The sequence below is a fragment of the Azospirillum isscasi genome, assembly GCF_030849505.1.
GTDB classification, from domain to species: domain Bacteria; phylum Pseudomonadota; class Alphaproteobacteria; order Azospirillales; family Azospirillaceae; genus Azospirillum; species Azospirillum isscasi.
Window position 1 is genome coordinate 1 of record NZ_JAUJFI010000047.1, and the last position, 25,451, is coordinate 25,451.

The 25,451-nt window shown below is 68.1% G+C and carries 18 protein-coding genes and 1 riboswitch; of the genes, 6 read left to right on the plus strand and 12 right to left on the minus strand.

The window, feature by feature from the left end:
- Positions 1 to 264: RsmD family RNA methyltransferase (locus tag QSG27_RS11820; RefSeq protein WP_306706308.1), on the plus strand; the 264-nt coding region annotated here is incomplete at its 5' end.
- Here the strand turns inward: QSG27_RS11820 and QSG27_RS11825 are convergent.
- Positions 255 to 1,415 carry a calcium-binding protein gene (locus QSG27_RS11825; RefSeq protein ID WP_306706310.1) on the minus strand — a complete coding sequence of 387 codons (1,161 nt, stop codon included), beginning with the start codon at positions 1,413 to 1,415 and terminating at the stop codon, positions 255 to 257. The genes QSG27_RS11820 and QSG27_RS11825 overlap by 10 nt on opposite strands.
- A gap of 214 nt (positions 1,416 to 1,629) precedes the next feature.
- Here QSG27_RS11825 and QSG27_RS11830 point away from each other — a divergent pair, with 214 nt between their 5' ends.
- On the plus strand, positions 1,630 to 3,294 hold the full coding sequence (locus QSG27_RS11830) for an alpha-amylase family protein (protein ID WP_306706312.1): 1,665 nt from the start codon (positions 1,630 to 1,632) through the stop codon (positions 3,292 to 3,294).
- A gap of 74 nt (positions 3,295 to 3,368) precedes the next feature.
- A riboswitch (FMN riboswitch) is annotated at positions 3,369 to 3,522 on the plus strand.
- A gap of 135 nt (positions 3,523 to 3,657) precedes the next feature.
- The gene (gene ribB, locus QSG27_RS11835) at positions 3,658 to 4,332 is read left to right on the plus strand and encodes a 3,4-dihydroxy-2-butanone-4-phosphate synthase (RefSeq protein WP_306706314.1); all 675 of its coding nucleotides are present in this window, start codon (positions 3,658 to 3,660) and stop codon (positions 4,330 to 4,332) included.
- Between the two features lie 167 nt (positions 4,333 to 4,499).
- On the opposite strand, the gene QSG27_RS11840 is transcribed toward ribB, so the two are convergent.
- From QSG27_RS11840 to mutL, 3 genes are all read right to left on the minus strand, one after another.
- The gene (locus tag QSG27_RS11840; RefSeq protein WP_306706316.1) at positions 4,500 to 4,937 is read right to left on the minus strand and encodes an EamA family transporter; all 438 of its coding nucleotides are present in this window, start codon (positions 4,935 to 4,937) and stop codon (positions 4,500 to 4,502) included.
- Positions 4,938 to 5,095: 158 nt separating this feature from the next.
- The gene (locus QSG27_RS11845) at positions 5,096 to 6,967 is read right to left on the minus strand and encodes a PocR ligand-binding domain-containing protein (protein WP_306706318.1); all 1,872 of its coding nucleotides are present in this window, start codon (positions 6,965 to 6,967) and stop codon (positions 5,096 to 5,098) included.
- A gap of 546 nt (positions 6,968 to 7,513) precedes the next feature.
- Entirely contained in the window at positions 7,514 to 9,409 is a 1,896-nt protein-coding gene (gene mutL, locus QSG27_RS11850) for a DNA mismatch repair endonuclease MutL (RefSeq protein ID WP_306706320.1), read from the minus strand.
- A gap of 337 nt (positions 9,410 to 9,746) precedes the next feature.
- Between mutL and QSG27_RS11855 the strand changes: the two genes are divergently transcribed.
- A complete protein-coding gene (locus QSG27_RS11855; protein ID WP_306706322.1) occupies positions 9,747 to 10,955 on the plus strand; it encodes a hypothetical protein in 1,209 nt (402 codons plus the stop codon).
- A gap of 524 nt (positions 10,956 to 11,479) precedes the next feature.
- On the opposite strand, the gene QSG27_RS11860 is transcribed toward QSG27_RS11855, so the two are convergent.
- From QSG27_RS11860 to pgi, 3 genes are all read right to left on the minus strand, one after another.
- A complete protein-coding gene (locus QSG27_RS11860) occupies positions 11,480 to 12,652 on the minus strand; it encodes a hypothetical protein (protein ID WP_306706324.1) in 1,173 nt (390 codons plus the stop codon).
- Positions 12,653 to 12,859: 207 nt separating this feature from the next.
- On the minus strand, positions 12,860 to 13,084 hold the full coding sequence (locus QSG27_RS11865; protein ID WP_306706326.1) for a hypothetical protein: 225 nt from the start codon (positions 13,082 to 13,084) through the stop codon (positions 12,860 to 12,862).
- Positions 13,085 to 13,352: 268 nt separating this feature from the next.
- Positions 13,353 to 14,996 carry a glucose-6-phosphate isomerase gene (gene pgi / locus QSG27_RS11870; protein WP_306706328.1) on the minus strand — a complete coding sequence of 548 codons (1,644 nt, stop codon included), beginning with the start codon at positions 14,994 to 14,996 and terminating at the stop codon, positions 13,353 to 13,355.
- A gap of 614 nt (positions 14,997 to 15,610) precedes the next feature.
- Here pgi and dctP point away from each other — a divergent pair.
- A complete protein-coding gene (dctP, locus tag QSG27_RS11875; RefSeq protein ID WP_306706330.1) occupies positions 15,611 to 16,564 on the plus strand; it encodes a TRAP transporter substrate-binding protein DctP in 954 nt (317 codons plus the stop codon).
- On the plus strand, positions 16,561 to 18,060 hold the full coding sequence (locus QSG27_RS11880; protein ID WP_306706331.1) for a sensor domain-containing diguanylate cyclase: 1,500 nt from the start codon (positions 16,561 to 16,563) through the stop codon (positions 18,058 to 18,060). The genes dctP and QSG27_RS11880 overlap by 4 nt, the downstream gene beginning before the upstream one ends.
- Positions 18,061 to 18,138: 78 nt before the next feature.
- Here the strand turns inward: QSG27_RS11880 and QSG27_RS11885 are convergent, their stop codons facing one another.
- From QSG27_RS11885 to ileS, 5 genes are all read right to left on the minus strand, one after another.
- Entirely contained in the window at positions 18,139 to 19,476 is a 1,338-nt protein-coding gene (locus QSG27_RS11885; protein ID WP_306706333.1) for a M16 family metallopeptidase, read from the minus strand.
- A gap of 97 nt (positions 19,477 to 19,573) precedes the next feature.
- Complete coding sequence (locus QSG27_RS11890) at positions 19,574 to 20,974, minus strand: M16 family metallopeptidase (protein WP_306706335.1); 1,401 nt, start codon at positions 20,972 to 20,974, stop codon at positions 19,574 to 19,576.
- A gap of 107 nt (positions 20,975 to 21,081) precedes the next feature.
- Entirely contained in the window at positions 21,082 to 21,687 is a 606-nt protein-coding gene (locus tag QSG27_RS11895) for a DUF3035 domain-containing protein (protein ID WP_306706363.1), read from the minus strand.
- Between the two features lie 65 nt (positions 21,688 to 21,752).
- Positions 21,753 to 22,256: a signal peptidase II gene (gene lspA / locus QSG27_RS11900; protein WP_306706338.1), complete on the minus strand. Its 504-nt coding sequence runs from the start codon at positions 22,254 to 22,256 to the stop codon at positions 21,753 to 21,755.
- A gap of 145 nt (positions 22,257 to 22,401) precedes the next feature.
- The gene (gene ileS / locus QSG27_RS11905; RefSeq protein WP_306706340.1) at positions 22,402 to 25,257 is read right to left on the minus strand and encodes an isoleucine--tRNA ligase; all 2,856 of its coding nucleotides are present in this window, start codon (positions 25,255 to 25,257) and stop codon (positions 22,402 to 22,404) included.
- Positions 25,258 to 25,451: the final 194 nt, after the last annotated feature.

Consider the following 25,451-nt stretch of genomic DNA (forward strand, 5'->3'; position numbering starts at 1 on the left):
CTGCGCGCCGACGCCACCCGCCCGCCGCCGCCGCTCCGCCCCTGCACGCTGGCCTTCCTCGACCCTCCCTACGGCCAGGACCTGGCGCCGCGGGCGCTGGCGGGGTTGGCGAAGGCCGGCTGGCTGGCCCCCGGCGCCGTTCTGGTGGTGGAGGTCGCCGGGCGCGACCCGCTGCCCCTGCCACCGGGATTCACGGAACTGGACGAGCGCCGCTATGGCGACACCCGTATCCAGTTCCTGCGCTATGAGCCGCCTCAGCCGTAGGTGAAGAAGGACGAGGCGACCTGGATCGGGGCGACCCCCGCCAGGATCAGCCGGTCGCCGCCGCCGAAGTCCAGCAGCGCGCCGCCCTTGCCGTCCGAGCCCAGGCGGTAGGTCATGTTGGACGCGATCTGGATGCGGTCGTTCTGCGCGCCGCTGAAATCGGCGATGCGGTCCTGACCGCCGCCGCGCCCGAAAACGAACAGGTCCGCCCCGGCGCCGCCCCACAGCGTGTCGCTGCCCGCATCGCCCCACAGCGTGTCGTTCCCCTCGTCCCCCATCAGCAGGTCGGCGCCCGAACCGCCGTGCAGGGCGTCGTTCCCCGCCTGCCCGCGCAGCGTGTCGTCGCCGGCATCGCCCCACAGCAGGTCCGCCCCGCCGCCGCCGAAGAGCTGGTCGTTGCCGCTCAGCCCGCTCAGCGTGTCGTTGCCGGCCCCGCCGTAGAGGCTGTCGGCCCAGCTGTTGCCGCTCAGCGTCAGGTTCTTCGGGATCTCCACGATCTCGAAGGTCTTGCCGGTGAACTGCTCGGCGTAATAGTCGATGGAATTCATGTAGTTGGGCCGCAGGGTCGCGGTCAGGTCCGACATGATGGTGCCGGTGGCGGCGAAGTTGCCGTAGGTGGCGCCGCCCGCATATTCGTCGAAGGCGCCGATCATGTGCCCGAATTCGTGGGCGGCCAGTTCGTCCTGGTAGGCGGGCCCCCAGTCGGTCTGGGTGCACCAGTTCAGCATGTCGCAGCGCCCGTAGCTGTTGCTGACGTTCACATCGTAATGCTGGGTCCCGGTCCCCACGAACTGCACGTCGAAGCGGATGGCGTAGCTGCCGGTGCCGTCCGACAGGCTGTACTTGTCGCTCCAGATCCCCTCGATCCCCTGCTCCCAGACCTGCTTCAGGGCGCCCGCGTCGTCGCCGGTCAGGTGGATGCGGGTCTGCACGGTGAAGGCCGAGCCGTCGAAGGACAGGTCGTACTTCACGTCCCAGCCGAAGCCGCCGTCCGCCCGCGTTTCCGCATAGTTGATGGTCGCAGGGGCGAAGCTGGTGGGAACCGGAGCCGCGGGAGCCGCCGCCAGGGCGCCGGCGTTGTTCCCGTAGGAGTAGCTGACGGCCTGCGTCACGGTGTTCTGCGGCGCGTTCTGGCGCATGGCACGCTTCATGGCACGATTCCCCTGGTTCAGTGCGGCTTGGGGGACATCATGCGGGCTGGTTTGAGGGCTTTCTTGTGACCTTAACTATCCCTTAACCTTTTTCCTAAGGGCGTAGGACACCCCCTTACGGTCGGCGCGGCAAGGCGGGGGGACCTTGGCCGGTCGGCCCTGTTAGGGCCTAGGACAAGCGGCGGCGGGCGCCGCATCCGGCGTGGGGCGGGCCATGATCAAGGATCTCTGGTACAAGAACGCGGTCATCTACAACCTGTCGGTCGGCACCTTCATGGACGCCGACGGGGACGGCATCGGCGACTTCCAGGGCTTGCAGCGCCGGCTGGACTATCTTCAGGGGCTGGGCGTGACCTGCCTCTGGCTGGGGCCGTTCCAGCCGTCGCCGATGCGGGACCACGGCTACGACGTGGCGGATTTCTACAACGTCGATCCGCGCTACGGCACGCTGGGCGACTTTGTGGAATTCAGCCATGCCTGCAAGCAGCGTGGCATCCGCGTCATCATCGACCTCGTGGTCAACCACACCTCCGACCAGCACCCCTGGTTCCAGGCGGCGCGGAAGGACCCGAAGTCCCCCTACCGGGACTGGTACGTCTGGTCGGACAGGAAGCCCCCCGGCGCCGACCAGGGCATGGTCTTTCCCGGCGTGCAGAAGACGACCTGGAGCTGGGACAAGGAGGCCCGCGCCTACTACTTCCACCGCTTCTACGATTTCCAGCCGGATCTGAACACGGCGAACCCCGAGGTGCAGGCCGAGCTGCTGAAGGTCATGGGCTTCTGGATCGAGCTGGGCGTGTCGGGTTTCCGCATGGACGCCGTGCCCTTCGTCATCGCCTCCAAGGGGGCGGACGTGAAGAAGCCCAAACAGCGGTTCGACATGCTCCGCACGTTCCGGGAATTCGTGCAATGGCGGTGCGGCGACGCCGTGCTGCTGGCGGAAGCCAACGTGCTGCCCGACATCGACCAGGAATATTTCGGCGAGGACGGCGACCGCATGCACATGGTCTTCAACTTCCAGGTCAACCAGAGCCTGTTCTACGCTCTGGCCAGCGCGGACACGCGGCCCCTGGTCAAGGCTCTGGAGGTGACCAGGGTGCCGCGCCCGGAAAGCAATCAATGGGGCCTGTTCCTGCGCAACCATGACGAGCTGGACCTTGGCCGGCTGACCGAGGCGCAGCGCAAGCGCGTGTTCGACGCCTTCGGTCCGGACAAGGACATGCAGCTTTATGGCCGCGGCATCCGCCGCCGCCTGGCCCCGATGCTGAACGGCGACCGGCGGTGGATGGAGCTGGCCTACAGCCTGCTGTTCACTCTGCCCGGCACGCCGGTGCTGCGCTATGGCGACGAGATCGGCATGGGCGACGACCTGTCCCTGCCGGAGCGCGACGGCGCGCGCACCCCGATGCAGTGGTCGGACGAGCCGCAGGGCGGCTTCACCAAGTCGGACAAGCCTGTGCTGCCCGTCATCAGCGGTGGCGCCTACGGCTATGAGCGGATCAACGCCGCTCACCAGCGCCGCGAGCCGGCGGCCCTCCTGAACTGGACCGAACGCATCATCCGCATGCGCAAGGAATGCCCGGAAATCGGCTGGGGCGACTATCAGGTGCTGCCCACCGGCTCCGACGCGGTGCTGGCGATCCGGTACGACTGGCGGAACAACTCGGTCGTGATGCTCCACAATTTCGACGACCGGCCGCACGAGGTCGCGCTGTCCGTCGATGGCGAGGGCAAGTCGCCGCGGCTCGTCAACCTGCTGGCCGAAGACCACACCGACCCCGAGGAGGACGGCAAGCACCGTCTGGTGCTGGAGGGCTACGGCTATCGCTGGTATCGGGTGGGCGGGCTGGATTATCTGCTGCGCCGGACGGAGGGGTAGAGCGGCCTTGACTTTGCCCGGTCCGGCGGCGGACTCTGGGGCCGCCGTCCCCGTCCGGGGGCGGCGTGTCAGACGCTTGTTCTCAGGGCAGGGTGGAAATCCCGACCGGCGGTAGCCCCTCGCAAGAGGGGGAGCCCGCGAGCGCTCCCGGCCCCATGGGCAGGAAGGTCAGCAGATCCGGTGCAAAGCCGGAGCCGACGGTTACAGTCCGGATGGAAGAGGACGAGCCGGTCATCGACCGTGCCCCGCGCGCGACGCAGGGCGCGTGCGGTGGCCTGCGCCGGCGGACCGTGGGAGGAATCCCGCTCCGCCCAGTGTCTCTTTGCGCCCTGATTCAGGCTCGCCCCAACCGGAGTGAGAACCATGAATCAGACTTTTGCCAGCGCCCAGCCCTCCACCGGCCTTCTCGACCGCTTCGGCACCGCCGAAGAGCGGGTCGCCCGCGCGGTGGACGCCATCCGCAAGGGCGGCGGGGTCGTCGTCGTGGACGACGAGGACCGGGAAAACGAAGGCGACGTGATCTACGCCGCCGAAACCATCACCGACGAGCAGATGGCCCTGCTGATCCGCGAGGGGTCGGGCATCGTCTGCCTGATCCTGACCGACGCGGACGCGCGCCGCCTGGATCTGCCGCCCATGGTCGGGGCCAACACCGCGCGCTTCGGCACGGCCTTCACCGTCTCCATCGAGGCGCGGGAGGGCGTGACCACCGGCGTGTCGGCGGCGGACCGGGTGACCACCATCCGGACCGCCATCGCCGACGGCTGCCGCCCGGAGGACCTCGCCCGGCCCGGCCACGTCTTCCCCATCCGCGCGCACGCCGGGGGCCTGTCGGCCCGCCGCGGCCACACGGAGGCGACCGTCGAACTGACCACCCTGGCCGGACGCCGCCCCGCGGGGGTGTTGTGCGAGGTCATGAACCCGGACGGCACCATGGCCCGTCTGCCGGAACTGGTGGCCTTCGCCGAGCGTCACGGGATGCCGGTGGTGAGCATCGAGGATCTGGTGACGGCGAAGGGGCTGCGCTCCGCCGCATGACCGGCTGGGACCGGCTCCGTCCGTCTGCGGGCGGAGCCGCGTCTCCGGCGCCGGGTGGGCCGGTCTGCTCGAACGGAGCCGGTCCGCGCCGCGGGACGATTCCCGGCTCCGGGAAAAGGCCGTGCCTCCCGATGGGAGCGCGTGACGCCTCCGCCGGAATCCGTGCGTCACTTGATGGCGATGAGAAGCACCCCGCCGGTGATGAGCGCGACGCCCAGCCAGTTCACCGCGGACATCCGTTCTCCCAAGAAGGCGGCGCCGAACAGGGCGACGAGGACCACGCTCAGCTTGTCGACCGGGGCGACCTGCGAAGCCGGACCCAGCTTCAGCGCCCGGAAGTAGCAAAGCCAGGAGGCTCCGGTCGCCAGACCGGAAAGCACGAGGAACAGCCAGGATCTGGCGGAGATCGCCGACGGCGACAGGGACTCTCCGGATGCCAGGAAAAGGCCGATCAGCAGCAGGAAGACCACGGCCGTACGGATCAGGGTCGCCACGTCGGAAGCGATGCCCTCGACCCCGACCTTGGCCAGGATCGCGGTCAAGGCGGCGAAGGCGGCTGACAGCAACGCCCACACCACCCACGCCGAAAGCCCGCTTTCCGTCATTCCCTGGAGTCCTTTGAAGGTCGGGCACCCGGCGTGCGGACGCGGGATGGCAGCGCTGGCGACATCAAAATTTCTTTGCATCGTCCATTGCAGTCAAGCGGCTGAACGAGGCGTGGCGCGGAAAGCGCCGGAGGCCGTATCGCCTCGTGCGCCGGCTCTCAGCGGATGCCCGGTTTGGAGCACATTTCCACGACGATGCGCAGAAACAGGCCGATGTCGAGCGGCTTGGCGAGGTAGTGCAGGAAGCCCGCCTCCAACCCCCGGCGGATGACGCTGGGGTTGACATTGGCCGACAGGGCGATGACCGGGATGTGGCTGGTTCTGGGGTTGGTCTTGAGTTGGCCGAGGGCCTCGATGCCATTCATGCCGGGCAGGTTGACGTCGAGCACGATGACGTCGGGCTGGGTCGCCACCGCCATCTCGATGCCGACCTCCGCGGTGGGCGCCGAGGCCAGGATGAAGTCCGGCACCTCGGACAGCAAATCCCGCATGAGCTGGAGGTTGACCGGATTGTCCTCCACATAGAGCAGCCTGCGGGGGGCGCCGGCCGCGGCTGCGCGCATCGCATCGCGCGCATCGTCCTCGACCGCCTCCGGCGGGGCGGCCAGGGAATCCTCGCTGGCGGGCACTTCCACCCAGAAGGTGGTGCCGCGCCCCACCTCGGTTTCGAAACCGATGCGACCGTCCATGGCTTCCACCATGCGCTTGGTGATGGTCAGGCCAACGCCGGTGCCCTCGATTTCGGTGGTTTCGGCGCCCAGGCGGTTGAACGGCTGGAAGATCAGGGAGTGCTTCTCGGGCGGGATGCCAGGGCCGTCATCGGTGACCACGAATCGCACCGAGTGCCCGCTGCCCGCTTCCGCGGCCAGATGAACGGTGCCGCCGGGGCGATTGTACTTCACCGCGTTGGAGGTCAGATTGAGCAGCACCTGCTTCAAGCGCATGTAGTCCGCGCGCACCCGCCCGGCCACGTCGTCGGCCACCGTCCAATCCTGGACGGTCGTGTTGCCGTGCGTGGTGAAGGCGCGGGTCAGTTCCAGCACCTCGGCCATCAGCGCCTTGGTTTCAATGGGTTCGACCGACATCGTCAGCACGCCGCTCTCGATGCGGGCGAGGTCGAGCACCTCGTTGATCAGGCTGAGCAGATGGTTGCCGCCCTTCATGATCTGCTGAACGCGGAAGCGCTGCTTGTCGTCGAGCGGCGCCGAGATGGCGCTGTCCAGGATCTGGGCGAACCCCAGGATGGCGTTCAGGGGCGTGCGCAGTTCGTGGCTCATGGACGACAGGAAGTCGGACTTGGCCCGATTGGCGCTTTCGGCGGCCTCCTTGGCGACGCGCAGTTCGTCTTGCTGGCGTTCCAGCTTGGCCAAGGCTTCGCGCAGCGACCGGGTGCGCTCGAACACCCGCTCCTCCAACTCGTCGTGGGCGCGCTGCAACTCTTCCTCGGCGCGCTTGCGCTCGGCCACCTCGGCCGCCAGGGTGGCGTTGGCGCGGCCCAGCTCCTCGCCCCGCACGCGCAACTCCTCGTTGGCGATGCCCATGCTGGCGATCATGTTGGTGACGAGGGTGAAGAAGCCCATCATCAGCCGGACCCGGTCTTCGGAAAGAACGGGAACCCGTTTCAGGGCCGCCAGATAGACTTCGCTGGGGAAGCCGAACTGGCGCGCCTGGGCCAGGAAAGCGTCGGCGTCGGGCTTCTCGAAGAAGAACTGCCCGGTGAAGAAGTTGCCGACATGCTGCCCCCCGACGACGATCGGCATGGCGGCATCGACCAAGCCGTTGCGGCATTTGTAGACTTTGTAGGGCAGGCCCTGATCGAGGCTGGCCGCCAGCTCGGTGTCGCTTTCGTGGCACCGGGACGCGGTGCCCGGATGGACGCGGTGGAATCGTGTGCAGATGTCCTGCCAGCCGGTGGCGACGAGGATGTTTCCCTCGAGATCGAGGACAGCGGTCACGGCGCCGGTCAGGGTGGTAAATTCCTCGCAAAGCCTTTGCAGATGGGCGACCGGTAGAAGTTCCGACAATTTCACGGCATCCGCTCCGGCTTAGAGGGCGGGCAAAAGGTTCCCGTAATCACATCGCCGCAAGATAGCACCATTGGCCGATCCTTCCCAGATAATCAGGGCGATCGAGCGAAGCCCGTTCTATTCCATGTCATACTGCACTTGCTCAAGGGGATGGCCGGCGTAGCAACAGCCGCCGCCTCAGCACTTCACCCCGTCAGCCCAATTTTCGAAACGGGCTTCAAGATAATATCGATTGCCCTCACGCCGATGATGTTGAAACCCGGAACGGCGTGCTGTTCTGGACGGTGCAGGTCGTGTCCCGAGGCGTGGTGGAAGAGCCGGAGTGCTTATCCGGTCTCCGGCGGGTCTGGCCGGGACGTTCACGCAGCCGCAACGGGCAAGGCGAGGGCGAGATCATCGCCCAGCGGGGCGGACAGCTTCGGCGGCTTTGGGCGGGCCTGATCGGCCACTTGGCGTCACTGCGTCTTGCCATTGCGGCTTGCCACGGCGCCTTGGCGGCGTCGGCGTCATCCTTTGGGCGAACGCGGTGGCGATGAAGGCCGACAAAATCTATCGGCGCCCGAACAGCCGTTCGATGTCGGACAGCTTCAGTTCCACGTAGGTGGGGCGCCCGTGGTTGCACTGGCCGCTGTGGGGGGTGGCCTCCATCTGGCGGAGCAGGGCGTTCATCTCTTCCACGCTCAACGACCGTCCGGCGCGGACGGAGCCATGGCAGGCCATGGTGCCGCACACCTCCTCCAGCCGCTCCTTCAGCGACAGCGCGTCGCCCAACTCCGCCAGTTCCTCGGCAAGGTCGCGGACGAGGCTCTTCACGTCGCTCTGGCCCAGCAGGGCCGGGACCTCGCGCACCAGGACGCAGCCGGGACCGAAGCCCTCCACCGCCAGACCCAGCTCCGCCAGCTCGGCGGCGCGGCCCAGCAGGCGGTTGGCGGACGGCTCGTCCAACTCCACCAGTTCCGGGATCAGCAGGGCCTGCCGCTTCACCCCGCCGTCCAGAAGCGCGGCCTTCATCCGCTCGTAGACCAGCCGCTCGTGGGCGGCGTGCTGGTCCACGATGACGATGCCCTCGGCGGTCTGGGCGACGATGTAGGTGTTGTGGACCTGCGCGCGGGCGGCGCCCAGGGGGTGGCTGTCCAGCGGCGGCGCGGTGGCCGCCTGTTGCGCCGTGTAGTCCGGCGGGCGGGCGGCGGGGGCAACCTGCCAGCCGGCGAGGCGGCCTTGGAGAGGCGGCAACGGCGCCTGGTGGGGCGCCTGATGGGGCGCCTGGAAGGCCGTCGCCCGGTCGGCCAGACCGCGCGGCACGGACGAGCCGTAGCTGCCCCCCCAGGACTGGGCCGGATTGCGGTAGGGCAGGGGGGATTGCGGCGGCGGAGCGTCGGTTTCGGGGCCGGCGTCCGGGCGCAGCGCGCCGAGCGTCGCCAGACCCACGGTGGTGGAGGCGCGGTGCCCGGCTTCGGCCAGCGCGTGCTTCAACGCGCCGACGATCAGCCCGCGCACCAGCCCCTGGTCGCGGAACCGCACCTCGGCCTTGGCGGGATGGACGTTCACGTCCACCTCCTGCGGGTCGAGGTCGAGGAACAGCGCCAGCATCGGGTGGCGGTCGCGCGGCAGGAAATCGGCGTAGGCCGCCCGGACCGCGCCGACCATCAGCTTGTCCCGCACCGGGCGCCCGTTGACGAACAGATGCTGGTGGCGGGCCGTGGGGCGGTGCAGGGTGGGCAGGCCGATCCAGCCGGCCAGGGTGACCCCCTCCCGCGCCGCCTGCACCGGCACGGCGTTGTCCTGGAAATCACGGCCCATCAGGGCGCCCAGCCGGGTCAGCCGCGCGTCCAGAAGGTCGCCCTGCGCCGCCGACAGGCGCAGCGCCGAACGCCCGTCGCCGTCCAGCGTGAAGGCGACGCCGGGATGGGCCATGGCCAGCCGTTCGATGCAGTCGCCGATATGGTCGAACTCCGTCCGGGCGGCCTTCAGGAATTTCAGCCGGGCCGGCACCGCGGCGAACAGGTCGCGCACCTCCACGCGGGTGCCCTGGGCCAGCGCCGCCGGCTGCGGCGTGCCCTTCAGCCCGGCGTCCACGGTCAGCGCCCAGGCGCTGTCGGCGCCGCGCGGGCGGCTGGTCAGGGTCAGGCGGCTGACCGCCCCGATGGAGGGCAGCGCCTCCCCCCGGAAGCCCAGGGAGCGGATGTCCAGCAGGTCGTCGGACGGCAGCTTGGAGGTGGCGTGCCGCTCCACCGCCAGGGCCAGTTCCTCCGGTCCCATCCCGCAACCGTCGTCGGTGATGGTGATGAGCGATTTCCCGCCGTCGCGTACCACCACGTCGATGCGGGTGGCCCCGGCGTCGATGGCGTTCTCCACCAGTTCCTTGACGGCGGCGGCGGGCCGCTCGATCACCTCGCCGGCGGCGATGCGGTTGACGAGCGTATCGGGCAACATGCGGATCGGCATGCGCGAAATATAGTAGGCCGGCGGAGGGAATGCCACCATCCGCGGAGGCCCCGGCGGGCTGCCCATCCGGGCATCCCCGATTGTCCAGACGGCGGACAGGGCTTGGCTGTTCGGTGTGCGCTCTTCCCGGATTGCCTGAGGTGCCGGTAAGACTGATAAGACGAAAAAAGGGCAATGGCCGTGAAATCAATGGATCGGAACTGCAATTTTTTTATGAATGAAGTCTGAAAAGCAAAATTGCGATCAATACGAATGCATGAATATTTGATATTGCTTTGTGGTTGTCGTTGGCGCGGGCGAGAGTGTGCTCCCATTCATTCCTTGGAAGGAGCGCTTCATGTCCGACACACCCACCAGCTACGCTTCGGCGATCGATATCCCGGTGGTCCGCCAGCCCTTCAACGCGGAAAACTGCCCCAATTATCTGGGCATCACCATCGGCACGCCGAGCGGCCTCCTGCACGAGGTCCAGGTGGACACCGGTTCGACCGGCATCGTCATTCCCGCGTCGCTGCTGATGGTCGACGGCGACACGACGAAGGGTCTGGTGTCGGGCGTGGTGGCGCTCGGCCCGGCGCAGATCGCCTACCAGCCTTCGGGCAACACGCTGGTCGGCTGCCTGTACCTCGTGCCCAGCCTGTCGCTCGGCGCGTCGCTGAACGAGTCCAAGCAGGTCGTTTCCGTCTGCGAGGCCGGACCGCTGATTGTCTTCGGCGCCAAATATGCCGGCAACACCAGCACGCCCGGCGTCCAGAACCCGGTCGATCCCGGCATGGGCATGATGGGCATCGGCTTCGGCCGCCCGGCGCTGAGCTACACCGCGAACGCGGGCCAGTCCGATCAGATCGTCTATTCGCTGAGCAACCCGTTCCTGGCGGCGTCGGTGGGTGGGCAGCCGCTCTACCCGTCCTACCTGCTGTCGTCCGCGGGGAGTGGCCTGAACGGCTACATCACGCTGGGCGTCACGACCGCGGAATTCACGGCCAGCCCCTTCGATGGCCAGACCGTGCCGCTGACCTCGGCCAAACCGCCGGTGACGCCGAACGCCAGCGCGTCGACCTGCGACTGCGCCCCGGCATCGGGCACGTCCTGGCCGGCGGCGCCCACCCAGCCCTATTGGCTGACCGGGCCGGCGGCCGTCACCATCAGCACGGCGCATGACGGGCTGCCCCTGAACGGCACCATGCTGCTCGACACCGGAGTCACCGGGGCGATGATGAGCGTTCCGCAGGCGAGGAACTGGGCGGCCAATCTCGGCGGGGCCGAGATCACCATCACGGTGCCGAACGCTTCCAACGCCTCCGCGGCGCCGGTCATGACCTACAGCTTCGCCGTTTCCACCGCGGCCCCGGTCAACGGCGTCTTCGCCATCGACCCGTCGCTGTCCACCGCGGCGGCCCCGGTGTCGCTGGAGCCGGTCGTGCCGTCGTCCAACATCGCCTTCGTCAACACGGGCATCAACGTGCTGCTGGCCTACAATTATTTCTTCGACGGGCAGTCGGGCCAGCTCGGCTTCGCCACCGCCGCGCCGGTCACGCTGCCGTAACCCGCAGCGGTTTCAGGCGGGGGGCGGTCACGCCGGGCCGGTCTTGTCGGCAGGGTGGCCGTCCTCCTCCGTCTCCGGTTCGCTGGGGATGGCGGGGCAACTGGCGCGGGACGGGCCGGTGACGACGTCGAAATCGAAATCGGACATGAGGTGACCTCCGGTTCGTAAGGGAGGCCGCCGCGATCGTCGGGGATTTTGCGTGCACCGTGTGCTGAAAACACAAAAGCCGCCTCGGGTCGGGCGGCTTCGGGTGCATCGTGGGTGTGCGATACCTAGGCCGCCGGTGTGTACCAGCGGTACCAAAATCGCCCCAGGAGGGCGGAGGAGGTGAGGCGCACGGGGTTCATGGCGCGCACCCTACGCCGTATCTCCGCGCCGCACAAGGCTTTCCTGGCAGGATGGGGCCGTTGTGCCGCGCGTCTTCACCACGGAGCCACAGAGCCACAGAGGCGGGCGCCTTGCCGGACGGGTCTCTGTGCCTCCGTGCCTCTGTGGCCAATCCCTGGCCGAACCGCCGTCGTTCGTCAGGCGACCGCCTCGCTGATGTCGTCGTACAACTCCTCGGCGGCCTGGGCGGCGCCCCAGGCAATTTCCACGATCTTGTCGGCCTGCGCGGACAGGTCGGTGAAGGACAGCCCGAGATCGAGCAGGACGAGCGACTTGTCGAAGACCTTCAGCCAGCCCGGCTTCCCCTTTTCCAGCAGCTCCAGCGCCTCGTCCATCCGGTTGGCCCACGCACGGCCTTCGTTGATCATCTCCTGCTTGGCGACGATCTTGACGATCAGGTCGTTGATCTGGGTTTCCAGCTTGGGCAGCGCCGCGGCCAGCGTCTTGTTGTTCTTCGCGACGGTCCTCATGTCCTTCATGGCCTTGTCGAGCTTGGACATCACCTTGCCAAGCTCCCGCGAAATCTCGTGGGATTTCACGTCCACGCCGTCCAGCTTGCTCAGATACTGCTTGATGTCACCGCGGCATTTCCCGATCGTGCCAAGCTCCGTGCCGAAGATCGTGTTGATGACCTCCTTCGCGGAATCGGAGCTGTTCCGGGCGGCTGATTTCTTCGCGTTGTAAGCCCTGACGAGCTTCGTGACCTGCCCGTTGATCGCCGTGCGGAACTTCTCGGCGGACAGCCAGAGCTTGACCAGATCCTTGAACAGCCCGAGGCAGCTCTTGACCATGCCGTAGATGCCGATGACCGCGGACACCCCGCCGGTCGCCACGGCTCCGCCGATCCCGGCGGCGGAGATCGCCACGCCGCCGATCTGCAAGCCGACATGGACGGCGGCCCGCCACTTGTATTTGCTGTAGTCCTTGTTGGTCTTGATGATCTGCGCCCACGCCTTCTTGACGTTGGCGTCCACCTCCTTGGTCAGGCCGGAGGCTTTCATCTTGAGGCCGGCGTAGCAGACGTCCGCCGCGGCCTTCTGCATGGTGGGGTCGCCGACCAGACGGCCGATCACCTTGTCCGTCTTGGTGACTTCGGCGACCGCCTCGGCGATGAAATCCTTGTAGGCGGAGGACGCGGCGTCCTGGAGCTTCTGCCAGGACAGCGGATCGTCCTGAAGCTTCTCGATGAAGTCCTTCTCGAACTCGATGCCGATGTTCAGCTTGCCGCCACCGAAGGTGATGTTCTTCGGCTTGGCTTCCGCGAGGATGACCTTGGCGGCGTTGACCTCGATGAATTTCAGGATGGGCATCAGCGTCTCCACACGCACAAGGGCTTCCGAAGCGGTTCGGAGAAGCGTGGCGGGGGATGATTGGTGGCGCTACAAACGATTGCACCAATTTGGCGGAGCGGACGGCGTGGCGCCGGGGTGGCCCGTGCCTTGTGCATCCAACCCGGACCTCATCCCGGCGGAACGGGGACCGGGCCGCGGACGGGAGGGCCCTCCCACCGCAGGGAATCAGCCGCCGTTCCGCCGCATGATCTCGGCCCTGTGCGACGCCTGTTCCTTCACCATGCCAGCCACGTCGTCCTCGGCCATGCCGCGGGCGGCATCCGTGAGGCCGGACAGGGAGACGCCAGCCTCCTTCAGCTTGTTGCTTGCCGTTTCCTCTGCGCCGCTGCGTATGAGAAAAGGATCGCCCAACTTCATGTAATAGGGCGAGAAGAGCCGGGTCTGGCGCAAATGGGCGGTCGCCCGGCTGTTGCCACGGGGTTCGCGCCGGGTTCCAATCCGGACAGGGCGCGCAGGATCTTGCCGCCCGCAGCGCCGGCCGGACTGCCGTCGGCGCTGCGGGCCGCGGGGACGCCTTTCGCGGTGCCGGCGGCAGGGGTGCCAGCCAAAGGGGATATGGAATCCATCGACGCCGCCCTCCGGAAACCGAATTCCTGGGCGGCGATCATAAGGTTGTTTTTCTCCACGGACAAATAAACCGGGAGATGCCAATCCCGGTTCAGCGGTGCTTGCGGTACCAGCCGATCAACCCGTTGGTCGAGCTGTCGTGCCCCAGCGCGCCGGTCGGGCCGCTTTGGAGTTCGGGAAGGATCCTGCCGGCAAGCTGCTTGCCAAGCTCCACGCCCCACTGGTCGAAGCTGTTGATGTTCCACACGATGCCCTGAACGAACACCTTGTGCTCGTACAGCGCGATCAGGGCGCCCAGCGTGTGGGGGTCCAGCTTCTTGAACAGGATGCTGTTGGACGGCTTGTTGCCCTCGAACACGCGGTGGGGGACCAGCGGCTCGACGGCATCCGCCGGCTTGCCGGCCTTGGCCATCTCGGCGCGCACCTCGTCGGCGGTCTTGCCGCGCATCAGGGCTTCCGGCTGGGCGAAGAAGTTCGACAGCAGGATGCGGTGGTGGTCGCCGATGGGGTTGTGGGTCTCCGCCGGAGCCAGGAAGTCGGCGGGGACCAACTCCGTCCCCTGGTGGATGAGTTGGTAGAAGGCGTGCTGGCCGTTGGTGCCGGGCTCGCCGAAGACCACCGGGCCGGTGGCGTAATCCACCCGCTGGCCCTGCCGGTCCACCGACTTGCCGTTGCTCTCCATGTCCAATTGCTGGAGGTAAGCGGGGAAGCGGTGCAGATACTGGTCGTAGGGCAGCACGGCGTGGGATCGGGCGCCCCAGAAATTCACGTACCAGACGCCCAGCATCGCCATCAGCACCGGCATGTTGCGGTCCAGCGGGGCGGTGCGGAAATGCTCGTCCATCGCATGGGCGCCGGCCAGCAGCTCGGTGAAGCGGTCCATGCCGATGCCGAGCGCGATGGGCAGCCCGATGGCCGACCACAGGGAATAACGCCCGCCAACCCAGTCCCAGAAGCCGAACATGTTGGCCGGGTCGATGCCGAACTTGCGCACCTCCGCCTCGTTGGTGGAGACGGCGACGAAATGCCGGGCGACATGGGCGGGGTCGCCGGCGCTCTCCAGGAACCAGCGCCGGGCGGTGTGGGCGTTGGTCAGCGTCTCCTGGGTCGTGAAGGTCTTGGACGCGATGACGAACAGGGTCGTCTCCGGGTCCAGCCATTCCAGCGTCTCGCTGATGTGGGTGCCGTCCACGTTGGAGACGAAATGCACGCCGATCTGCGGGTGCAGGTAGGGGGTCAGGGCTTCCGTCACCATCACCGGGCCGAGGTCGGACCCGCCGATGCCGATGTTCACCACGTCGGTGATCGGGTGGCCGGTGTAGCCGGTCCAGGCGCCGTCGCGGACCTGCCGCACGAAGCGCTCCATGCGGTGCAGGACGGCGTTCACCTCCGGCATCACGTCCTGGCCGTCCACGATGACGGGGCGGTTGGAGCGGTTGCGCAGCGCGGTGTGAAGGACGGCGCGGTCCTCGGTGATGTTGATCCGCTCCCCGGCGAACATGCGGTCGCGCCAGCCCTCAACCCCCTGTTGGCGGGCGAGGTCGAGCAGCAGGCTTCGCGTGTCCTCGGTGATGCGATTCTTCGAATAATCGAACAGCAGGCCGCAGGCTTCGAGAGAGAAGCGGTTGAAGCGGTCGGCGTCGGCCGCGAACAGGTCGCGCATATGGAGGGCCGAAACGTCCTGGCGGTGACGGGCCAGGGCTTCCCAGGCGGGCGAACGGGTGAGCGCTGACATTGGGATTTTGCCTCCTTCTCGCGTGCGCGGAGCCTAGCACCGATCGGTGTGCGGCGGGTACGCGCCAAAGCGGCGCATCGCACGCACACTTAGAAATAGGCGCCGCGGCATAAGCGCAGCGGACTATGCGCGGTGCCCGATGAAACAGGCAACCGGCGCCCCTGTGTTCTTTCTGAGTGTTCTTTCTGGGCGTTCTTTCGGGGTGTTCGATTGGAATGGATCGCCGGGGGACGGCGCCCGCGTTGCCGGGGGCTGTGGAAAGGTCGGTTCGGGCGCCTCCCGAAGCGACGTTGCAATGTTGCGTATCGCCGCACTCTCGCTTCGATGATCATGGTTTAAAGTGGCAATAATGCGAATGACGAAAATTCCGTTACCCGATTCACCACCCGTCTGATTTGTATAGTGTTTCTATCATGGGCGAATGACTTGAAAGTGTCTCTCAATTGTAGGTGTTGCGGTCAATTTTGAAATATCCTTTGAGCATTATAGTTTTGTGATATACATAAAATTGAACTATCGCGCTTCAAGCGGTGATGAAAATGCGCTGGATCGCTGTTGTTCTTGCTCTGATGGTGTTGTGCCAAACCGGCCCTGCATCTGCGGAGTCTGCCGAGATGCAACCTATAGCCTGGCGGATTTCGGTCGAGAACAATCCAGGGCATATCCAGGTTCAGGTGATCGAGCGTTTTGCCCGCCGTTTCGAGGATCTGTCGGGCGGGCGGGTGTCGGTGCGGCTGTTCGACAGCGCCCGCCTTTACCGCGACGTCGATCTCCCCCGCGTTCTGTCGAACGACCGCATCGAAATGGGCGTGCCCGGCGTCTGGCAACTCGACCGTTACGTGCCCGACTTCGGCCTCTTCCTGCTGCCGCTGTTCTATGGGCGGACCCCCGACCGCAACCACGCCGTGGTCGACGGGCCGGTCGGACAGGCCCTGGGCAACGCCTTGGCGAGCCGCCTGAACGTGGTCGTGCCCGGGCGCTGGATCGACCTCGGCCCGGCGCACATCTTCACCTTCGATCATCCGATTCGGAACAGCGGCGACTTCGCCGGGCTGCGGCTGCGCGTGGCCGGCGGGTTTGCCAACGAAATGCGGCTTCAGCGTCTCGGCGCCACCGCCGTCCGGGTCGCCTGGCCCGATCTGTCCGAAGCCGTCGACCGCGGCAATCTGGACGGGCTGCTGACCAGCTATGTGACCGTCGAAAGCGCGCCCTTCGCCTCCCGCCTGCGGTACGTCTACGAGGACTCGGCCTACTTCCCGCAGTATGTGCCGCTGGTCAGCCGTGCGGCGTGGCGGCGGCTGGGGCCGGAATTGAGGGACCTGTTCCTGCGGGCCTGGGAAGGCGGGGTGGACGATGCGCGGGCCGCCGCCGCCGCCGCCCAGGCCGAGGCCCGCCGCCGGCTGGTCGCGCGGGGACTGACGGTGGTCCATCCCACGCCCGCCGAGATCGACGCCAACCGGGCGATGCTCGACTCCGTGCAGGACGACATCATCGCGGCCACCCGCATCACCCCCAGCATGGTCGGCGGGTTGCAGTACCTCTTCGAGGACGGCGAGGTCGATCCGTGAAAGTGCCGTTCCGAATCAACGGCGTCCGCCGTCTTCTCCTGATCGCGCTGTTGCTGGAGCTGGCGATGGCGACGACCATGGCCCGCCTGCTTTGGGTGCAGTGGGAGGAGAACGAGCGGATCGTCACGCAGAAGGCCCACGAGGAGGCGGTCGGAGTCGCCAACCGGATCGCCCAGACCCTGGAACGGGTCGATCTGCTGATGGGGCTGATGATCGAACGGATGGCGGCGGCCGAACTGGCGCCGCCGCCGCGCGGCGCTCATGCGGTGCCGCCGCCGAACCAGCTCGACTGGATCGCACGGCGCCTGCCCGACACCAGCCGCCTGCTGATGGTGGATGCCGAAGGGAAGCCCCGGGAGCTGTCCGGCTGGTCGGGCGCGGAACCGATCCCGGCATCGCTGATCTCGCTCCATGCCGGCCAGGGAACGCCCTTCGCCATCACCGGAAGCGTCAAGTCCGGGCGGCCCACCCTGATGATCAGCCGCCGGATCGACCGGGCGGACGGGCGTTTCGGCGGGGTTCTCGCGGTGTCACTCGATACGGACATGATGTCCGACCTGGGGGGCAATCCCGACCTGACGCTGAACTCCGTCCGGCTGCTGGGCGAGGGCGGCGAGGCCCTGGCCCAATGGACCCGCAACTCGCTGGACCCGGCGATCCTGCCGACGCTCCCGCCCTCCATCGGATCCTGGGCGAAGGCCCGGCTGCACGAGGTGCTGGTGGCCGAACCGGTTCCGGGCTTCTCGCTGCGCATGGTCGCCACCATCCCCCGCACCCCGTTTCTCCAGCAGTGGCTGAGCCTTCTGCTGTGGACCGGCTGCGCGTTCGCCGCGGTGACGGCGCTGGCCGGGTTCGGCATCGCGTCGGTCATCCGCGAGGTCTGGCGGCGCATGGCCGCCGAGGCCAGCCTGAGCATGGCCAACGCCGAGCTGGAGCGCCTGATCGAGAAGACCCGGAAGCTGGCCAGTGTGGACGCCCTGACCGGCATCGCCAACCGCCGCGTCTTCAACGAGCGTCTGGAGGCCGAGGTGGAGCGGTCCCGGAACGGCCTCCGCCCGTTGTCGGTGATCATGCTCGATCTGGATCATTTCAAGCTCGTCAACGACCGCTACGGGCACACCTTCGGCGATCAGGTGCTGGTCACCGCGGCGGCGGTGCTGCGCAGCGTCCTTCGGGAAAGCGACCTGCCGGCGCGGTACGGCGGCGAGGAGTTCGCGGTCATCCTGCCGAACACCGACCTGAAAGGGGCCTGCACGCTGGCCGAACGGCTGTGCCGGGCCTTCGACACGCCGCACCACCGGCCAGCCGATGCCAGTGCCGATGCCGGTGCCGAGGAAGGTGCCGGGGAGGGCCTGACCGTGACCGCCAGCGTCGGCGTGGCCCAGTATTGGTGCGGAGAGGATGCGGTCGGGGTCGTGGCCCGCGCGGACGCCGCGTTGTACCGGTCGAAAACGGATGGCCGCAACCGTGTCTCCGCGGACCTGGAGATGGTCTGACCGGCGCGCCGGAGGAGTGGGGCCGAAGGAAAGGGGCCGGGGGAGGCCGCCCGGTACGGCCTCCCCCGGTTCCTTTCCTCAGCTTCCCCCGTCGATGGTGCGGGTCGCGGCGACGCCTTCGGGGCGGCCCACCAGCACGGTCAGCAGCCGGTCGGGGGCCAGCAGCCGCTGCGCCACCCGCTGCACGTCCGCCCGGGTGACGCCGTTGATGAGCGCGTCGCGGCGGTCCAGATAGTCGATGCCCAGCCGGTCGCGCCGGACCTGAAGCAGGATGCCCGCGATGGCCTGCGTGCTGCTGAGCTGGAGCGGGAAGCTGCCGGTGAGGTAGGTCTTGGCGTCGGCCAGTTCCTCTTCCGTCACGCCCTGGTCGGCCATGCGCTTCCATTCCTGCCGCATGATGTCCAGCGCCTGACCGGCCTTGGCGTTCACGGTGTTGCCGCCGGCCATCACCAGGGCGGAATGGTCCAGCGAGATCAGGTAGCTGTAGACGCCGTAGCTGAGCCCGCGCTTCTCCCGCACCTCCTCCATCAGGCGGGACCCGAAGCCGCCGCCGCCCAGCACGTAGTTCATCACGGTCGCCGCGTACCAGTCGGGGTCGGAGCGCCGGATCCCCGGCTGGCCCATCAGCATGACGGTCTGCGCGGTCGGCCGGTTGGCGACCAGCGTTTCGCCCAGCCCCTTCGGCTCGGCGTCGGGGACGGCGGGGGTCGCGGCGGTGGCGGGCAGGGCGCCGAACACGCGATCGAGCGTGCGCCCCAGATCCTCCGGCGTGATGTCGCCCGCCGCGGCGACCACCAGCCGGTCGCGTCCGAAGCTGGTCTTCACGAAGCCGCGCAGGTCGTCCGGCGTGATGCCCGGCAGCGAGTCCAGCGTGCCGCGGATCTCGTCGCCATAGGGATGGCCGGGATAGGCGGTCGAATAGAACAGCCGCCGCGCGACGTAGTTGGGGTCGGCCTGATCGCGGCGCAGGCTGGACAGCACGGCGGCGCGCATGCGCTCCACCGCCTCGGCGTCGAAGCGCGGCTCGGCCAGCGACAGGCGGGTCAGTTCGAATGCCTCGTCGCGGCGGTCGCTCAGCGTGCGCAGGCTGCCGCCGAAGGCGTCGCGCCCGGCGTCGAAGCTCAGCCCGATGGCGTTGTCCTGGAGCCGCGCGGCGAAGGCCTGGCTGTCATAGGGGCCGGCGCCCTCGTCCAGCGTGCGGGCGGCGAGGTTGGCGAGGCCCTCCTTGCCCTTGGGGTCGGACGCGCCAGCCCCTTCGAAGGCCCATTCCAGGGCGATGATGGGGACCTTGTGGTCCTCGACCAGCCACGCCTCGATCCCGCCGGGGCTGACCACCCGCTTGATCTCGATGGCGAGGGCGGGAACGGTGGTGAAGGCGGTCAGCAGAAGGGCGAGGATGGTGACGATTGCCCCCACCCTGACCTTCCCCCGCTGCGCGGGAGAGGGGAGCGGTCCGGCGCTCAGGCCCTCCGCCGCGGAGCGGGGGGGAGGGGGCACGATGCGTGCGATCATCTCAGCTTCCCTTGTCCTGGAGCGGCAGCAGCAGGCCGGTGACGTGGTTGGTCTTGCCCAGAACGGCGCGGGCGGCGGCGCTGACCTGTTCGGCGGTCACCGCGTCGATGCGCACCGGCCAGTTCTCCACGTCGTCGATGGTCTGGCCGGTGGCGATGGCGGCGCCCAGAGTCTGGGCCGGGCCGGTCAGGCTGTCGCGGGCGTAGGCGGCCTCGGCCAGCATGCGCTTCTTGGCGGTGGCCACCTCCTCCTCCGTCACGCCCTTCTCGACGAGCGTCCGGATGTCGGCCTCCAGCGCCGCTTCCAGCTTGTCCATGGGCACGCCGGGGGCCGGCGAGGCGCCCGCCGCCAGCGAGGTGACGTCCCAGGACGACGGGCTGTAGCCCAGCCACGCGGAGGTGGCGATGCGCTGCTCCACGACGAGGCTGCGGTAGAGGCGCGAGGTCGGGCCGCCGCTCATGATCTCCGACAGGACCTGGAGCGGGTAGGCGTAGCCTTCCTTGTCGGTGCGGTAGGAGGGGGCGAGCCAGTGCCGGCGGATGATGGGCTGGCGCACCTCGTCGTCGCGCAGGATCACCCGGCGGGCGGCGCCCATGGGCGGTTCCTGCACGCGGCTGCGCTCCGGCACCGGGCGGGCGGCGATGGCGCCATAATACTTCTCGGCCAGCGGCTTCAGTTCCTCCGCCGTGACGTCGCCGGACACCACCAGCACCGCGTTGTTCGGGGCGTACCAGCTCTTGTAGAAGGACTCCGCCTCCTCCCGCGTCAGGGTGGCCATCTCCTGCGGCCAGCCGATGATCGGCGTGCCGTAGGGGTGGTGGACGTAGAGGGTGGCGTTGACCTGCTCGCCGATGCGGTCGGCGGGTTCGTTCTCGATGCGCTGGCGGCGCTCCTCGATGATGACGTCGCGCTCCGGATAGACCACCTGATCGGTGAGGCGGAGGTTCGACATGCGGTCGGCCTCCATCTTCATCACCAGCTCCAGCCGGTCGCGCGCCACATTCTGGAAATAGGCCGTGTAGTCCCAGGAGGTGAAGGCGTTGTCGCGCCCGCCGTTCTTGGCGACGATGCGGGAGAAGGAGCCGGGGGGGATCTCCTCCGTCCCCTTGAACATCAGATGTTCCAGGAAATGGGCGATGCCCGACACGCCGCGCGGCTCGTCCGCCGCACCCACCTTGTACCAGACCATGTGGGTGACCACCGGCACGCGCTGGTTGGTGACCACCACGACCTGCATGCCGTTGGACAGGCTGAAGGTTTCCGGAAAGAAGACGCCCTTTTCGGCGGCAAGGGCGAGGGCGGGGGCGGCGCCGGCCAGGGCGAAGGCCAGGACCCCCGCGGCGGCGCGGCGGCGCCAGGGGCGTTTCCGGGGTGGCGGGGCGGTGGGGCCGTTGGGGAGCATGGGCCTCTCGTTGGTGGTGTCTGAGATGCAAAAAGGGCGTCCCCGGCTGGGAACGCCCCCTAGATACTGGTGTGGCGAAGCGCCCGGAACAATGCCCTGAAAACGGCTTAGAACAGCCCTTCCAGCGGCGCCCTGCGCTTGCGCACGACGGTCGGGACGGTGCCGTCGTTCAGCGCCTTGCCGGTGGCCTGGGCCTCGCGCAGGCGTTGGTTTTCCTTCTTCGGATCGACGATCTCGTAGGGCTGCTCCTGCGTCTGCCAGAACAGCAGGGAGTCGATCCAGCTCTTGTCCGCGACGACGAGCTGGGTCGTCTCCTGATCGACCTTGTTGCGGATGCCCGGCTCGATGCCGCCCTTGGCGCCGGCCTGGGCGATCAGAGCCGACTCGCCCGCGGTGCCGCCGGCCGTCCGGCCGGCCGCGGTGCGGGAGGAGCCGCCGAAGACCGAGGCGGCGGCCACCGAGGACGAGGCGGCGTCCTGCGGCCGCGCCGCGCCGGGGCGCGGTTCCGGCAGGCGGGCCAGGCTCGGCGGCATGGTCAGCGGCGCGCGGGACACGACCGTGAATTCGTCCGGGCTCGTGCGGTCGAGACCGATGGAGCGGCGGACGTCGGAGCACCCGGTGAGCGCCAGCGCGACGAGCGCCAAGCCCAGCAGCGGACCACGACCCAGGGAACGGGTGGAGCGCCGCGCGATGGAGGAGGCGGAGGAAAGCATGGTCACGTTCAAGTCCCGTCGTCAGTCAGGCCGCGTCCCTTATAGCGGCTCCGTCGCGTGAACTATTACGACTTTTCGCGGCCCGCGAACAGCCCATCCAGCACGAGAAGCGCCACTCCGACGCTGATTCCGCTGTCTGCCACGTTGAAAGCCCAGAAATGCCACCCCCCGATATGGAAATCGAGGAAATCGGCGACGGCCCCGTAGAGGAACCGGTCGATGACGTTGCCGACGGCCCCGCCGATGACCATGCCCAGCGCCAGCGCGAGATAGCGCCGGTCGGCCTGCCGCAGCCACAGCACCAGCGCCGCCACGATGGCGAAGGCCACGGCGCTCAGCACATAGGGCATGAAGGCGTGGGAACTGCCGAAGGTGCCGAAGCTGACGCCGGTGTTCCAGGCCAGGACCAGGTTGAAGAAGGGCGTGACCTCGACGACCCGTGGGTAGGGCTGCATGACCACGTCCAGGATCCACCATTTGGTGAGCTGGTCGAGGACCACCACCAGCACGGCGACGACCAGGCCGAAGACCGTGTAACTGCGGGTGCCGGACGTCGAGAGGCTGCTCATGGGCTGCTCCGAGGGGGTTGCCAGGGGAGTGATCGCGTCGGAGCCCCTCCCGGCCTCCCCCCGCTCCGCCGGGGGAGGAGAAAAAGCCCTCCCCTGCGGAGCGGGGGAGGGTTGGGATGGGGGCTCCCCGCGACCACCCGCTCAATCAGAACGCCGGTTCCGCGTCCACGGCTTCGGCGCAACGGAGGCACAGCGTCGGGTGTGCGGCGTTCGTGCCGACCTCCGGCAGGATCTTCCAGCAGCGCTCGCACTTGCCGCCCTCGGCGAGGCCGGGGACCACGGCGATGCCGGCCACGTCGGGCAGGACGAAGGCGCCTTCCGGAGCCGCACCCTCCGCCACGGTGATCTGCGAGGTGATGCAGATCTCCGCGAAGTCCACCCCGTCCAGCAGGGCCTTGGTCGCCGCGTCCACGAGGACGGTCGGGTTGGCCTGAAGCGACGAGCCGATCTTCTTGTTCGCGCGCTCCAGTTCCAGCGCGCCGGTGACGACGCGGCGGACGTTGCGGATGGACTCCCACTTGGCGGCGAGATCGCCGTTGCGCCACTCCGCCGGGATGGCCGGGAAGACGCGCAGATGGACGCTCTCCTCGCTCCAGCCCTCGATCCCGGCCAGACCCTCGGGCCGCGCCAGCCACGCCTCCTCGGCGGTGAAGCAGAGGATCGGGGCCAGCCACGCGGTCAGGGTGGAGAGCAGATGCTCCATCACCGTGCGGACCGAACGGCGGCGGACCGAGCCCGGCGCGTCGCAGTAGAGGCTGTCCTTGCGGACGTCGAAGTAGAAGGCCGACAGCTCCACGGCGCAGAAATTGTGGATCGCCACCGACAGGTCGTGGAAGTCGTAGGCTTCGATCTTGGCGCGGACCAGCGCGTCCAGCTCCGACAGGCGGTGCAGGACCCAGCGCTCCAGCTCCGGCATCTCCGCCACGGCGATGCGCTCCGCGGGGGTGTAGTCGGCCAGCGCGCCCAGGATGTAGCGCAGCGTGTTGCGCAGGCGGCGGTAATGGTCGGCCTGATACTTGATGATCTCCGGGCCGATGCGCTGGTCCTCGGTGTAGTCGGTGCTGACCACCCAGAGGCGCAGGATGTCGGCGCCGTACTTGTCGCAGACCTCTTGCGGGGCCACCACGTTGCCCAGCGACTTGGACATCTTGCGGCCCTGCTCGTCCAGCGTGAAGCCGTGCGTCAGAACCGCGTCGTAGGGCGCGCGGCCCCGCGTGCCGCAGCTTTCCAGCAGGGAGGAATGGAACCAGCCGCGATGCTGGTCGGAGCCTTCAAGATAGAGCGACGCCGGCCATTTCAGCTCCGGACGCTGCTCCAGCACGAAGGCGTGGGTCGAGCCGGACTCGAACCACACGTCCACGATGTCCCTGACCTGCTCGTAATCGTCGGCGCGGTGGGCGTTGCCGAGGAAATCCTGCGCCGGGCGGGCGAACCACGCGTCGGAGCCTTCCTTCTCGAAGATGTCGGCGATGCGGGCGAACACCTCGGCGTCGCGCAGGATCTCGCCGGTCTGCTTGCTGACGAACAGAGCGATCGGCACGCCCCAGGCGCGCTGGCGGCTGATGCACCAGTCCGGGCGCTGCTCGATCATCGCGCGGATGCGGTTCTCGCCCTGGGCCGGGAACCACGTGGTGTCGGAGATCGCCTGCAACGCCGTCTTGCGCAGGTCGTTCGTCTCCATGGAGATGAACCACTGCGGCGTGGTGCGGAAGATCAGCGGGGCCTTCGACCGCCAGGAATGCGGGTAGCTGTGCTTGATCCGGCCCTTGGCGAGCAGCGCCCCGACCTCCTGGAACGCCTTCAGCACGGCGCCGTTGGCCTCGCCCGGCTTGCCCTCCGCGGTGTAGACGCGCAGGCCGGCGAACAGCGGCACATGGTCGTAGTAGCGCCCGTCCTCGCCGACCGTCTGCGGCACCTCGATGCCGTTGGCCTGACCCAGGTGGAAGTCGTCCTCGCCGTGGCCGGGGGCGATGTGGACGAAGCCGGTGCCGGCGTCGGTCGTCACGAAATCGCCGGCCAGCAGCGGCACCTGGAAGTCGTAGCCGCTGCGGGTCAGCGGGTGGTGGCAATAGCCGCCGGCCAGACGCGAGCCGGGGAAGCGGTGCAGCAGCCGCGCGTCCTTGATCTTGGTTTCCTTGAAGACGGTCTCGGCCAGCGCGGTGGCCAGCACGAGCCGCTCGCCGACCTCGGCGAGGCTGCCCTCCTCGACCGCCAGCACCTTGTAGACCGCGTATTCGATGTCCTCGCCGAAGGCGATGGCGCGGTTGCCCGGCAGGGTCCAGGGGGTGGTCGTCCAGATGACGATGTTGGCGTCGTCGACCTCCGGCGCCGGCGAGCCCCAGATGGCGAAGCGCGCGAAGACGGTGGTGGAGGTGTGGTCGTGGTATTCGATCTCCGCCTCGGCCAGCGCGGTCTTCTCCACCACCGACCACATGACCGGCTTGGCGCCCTTGTAAAGGCCGCCGTTCATGGCGAACTTGTGGATCTCGCGGACGATCTGCGCCTCGGCGGGCAGGGTCATGGTCAGGTACGGGTCGGCCCAGTTGCCTTCCACGCCCAGGCGGCGGAACTCGCCGGCCTGAACGTCCACCCACTTCTGGGCGAACTGGCGGCACTCGGCGCGGAACTGGTTGAGCGGAACCTCGTCCTTGTCCTTGCCCTCGGCCCGGTACTTCTCCTCGATCTTCCACTCGATGGGCAGGCCGTGGCAGTCCCAGCCGGGGACGTAGTTGGAATCGTAGCCCTGCATCTGGCGCGAGCGGACGATGACGTCCTTCAGCACCTTGTTGACGGCGTGGCCGATGTGGATGTTGCCGTTGGCGTAGGGCGGGCCGTCGTGCAGGACGAACTTCTCACGGCCCTTCGCCGTCTCGCGCAGCCGCTGGAAGAGGCCCATGTCCTCCCAGCGCTTCAGCAGCTCCGGCTCCTTGGTGGGCAGGCCGCCGCGCATGGGGAAATCGGTGCGGGGCAGGAAGACGGTGGACTTGTAGTCGCGGGTCATGTGGGGGATTTCCTGAACCTGGAGCAGAACCGTCGGGCGGCGGCGGTCAGGCCCCCGACACACGCACAAACGAGGCGGTCCCGGCCCCCCTCAGGAGGCCGGGTTGGTAATTCGCGCCATGCGCGCCATGACCCACGCCGGATGCATCATCGCGCGGGATATTAGCGGTGTGGGCGGTGCGGTCAAGGCGCGGC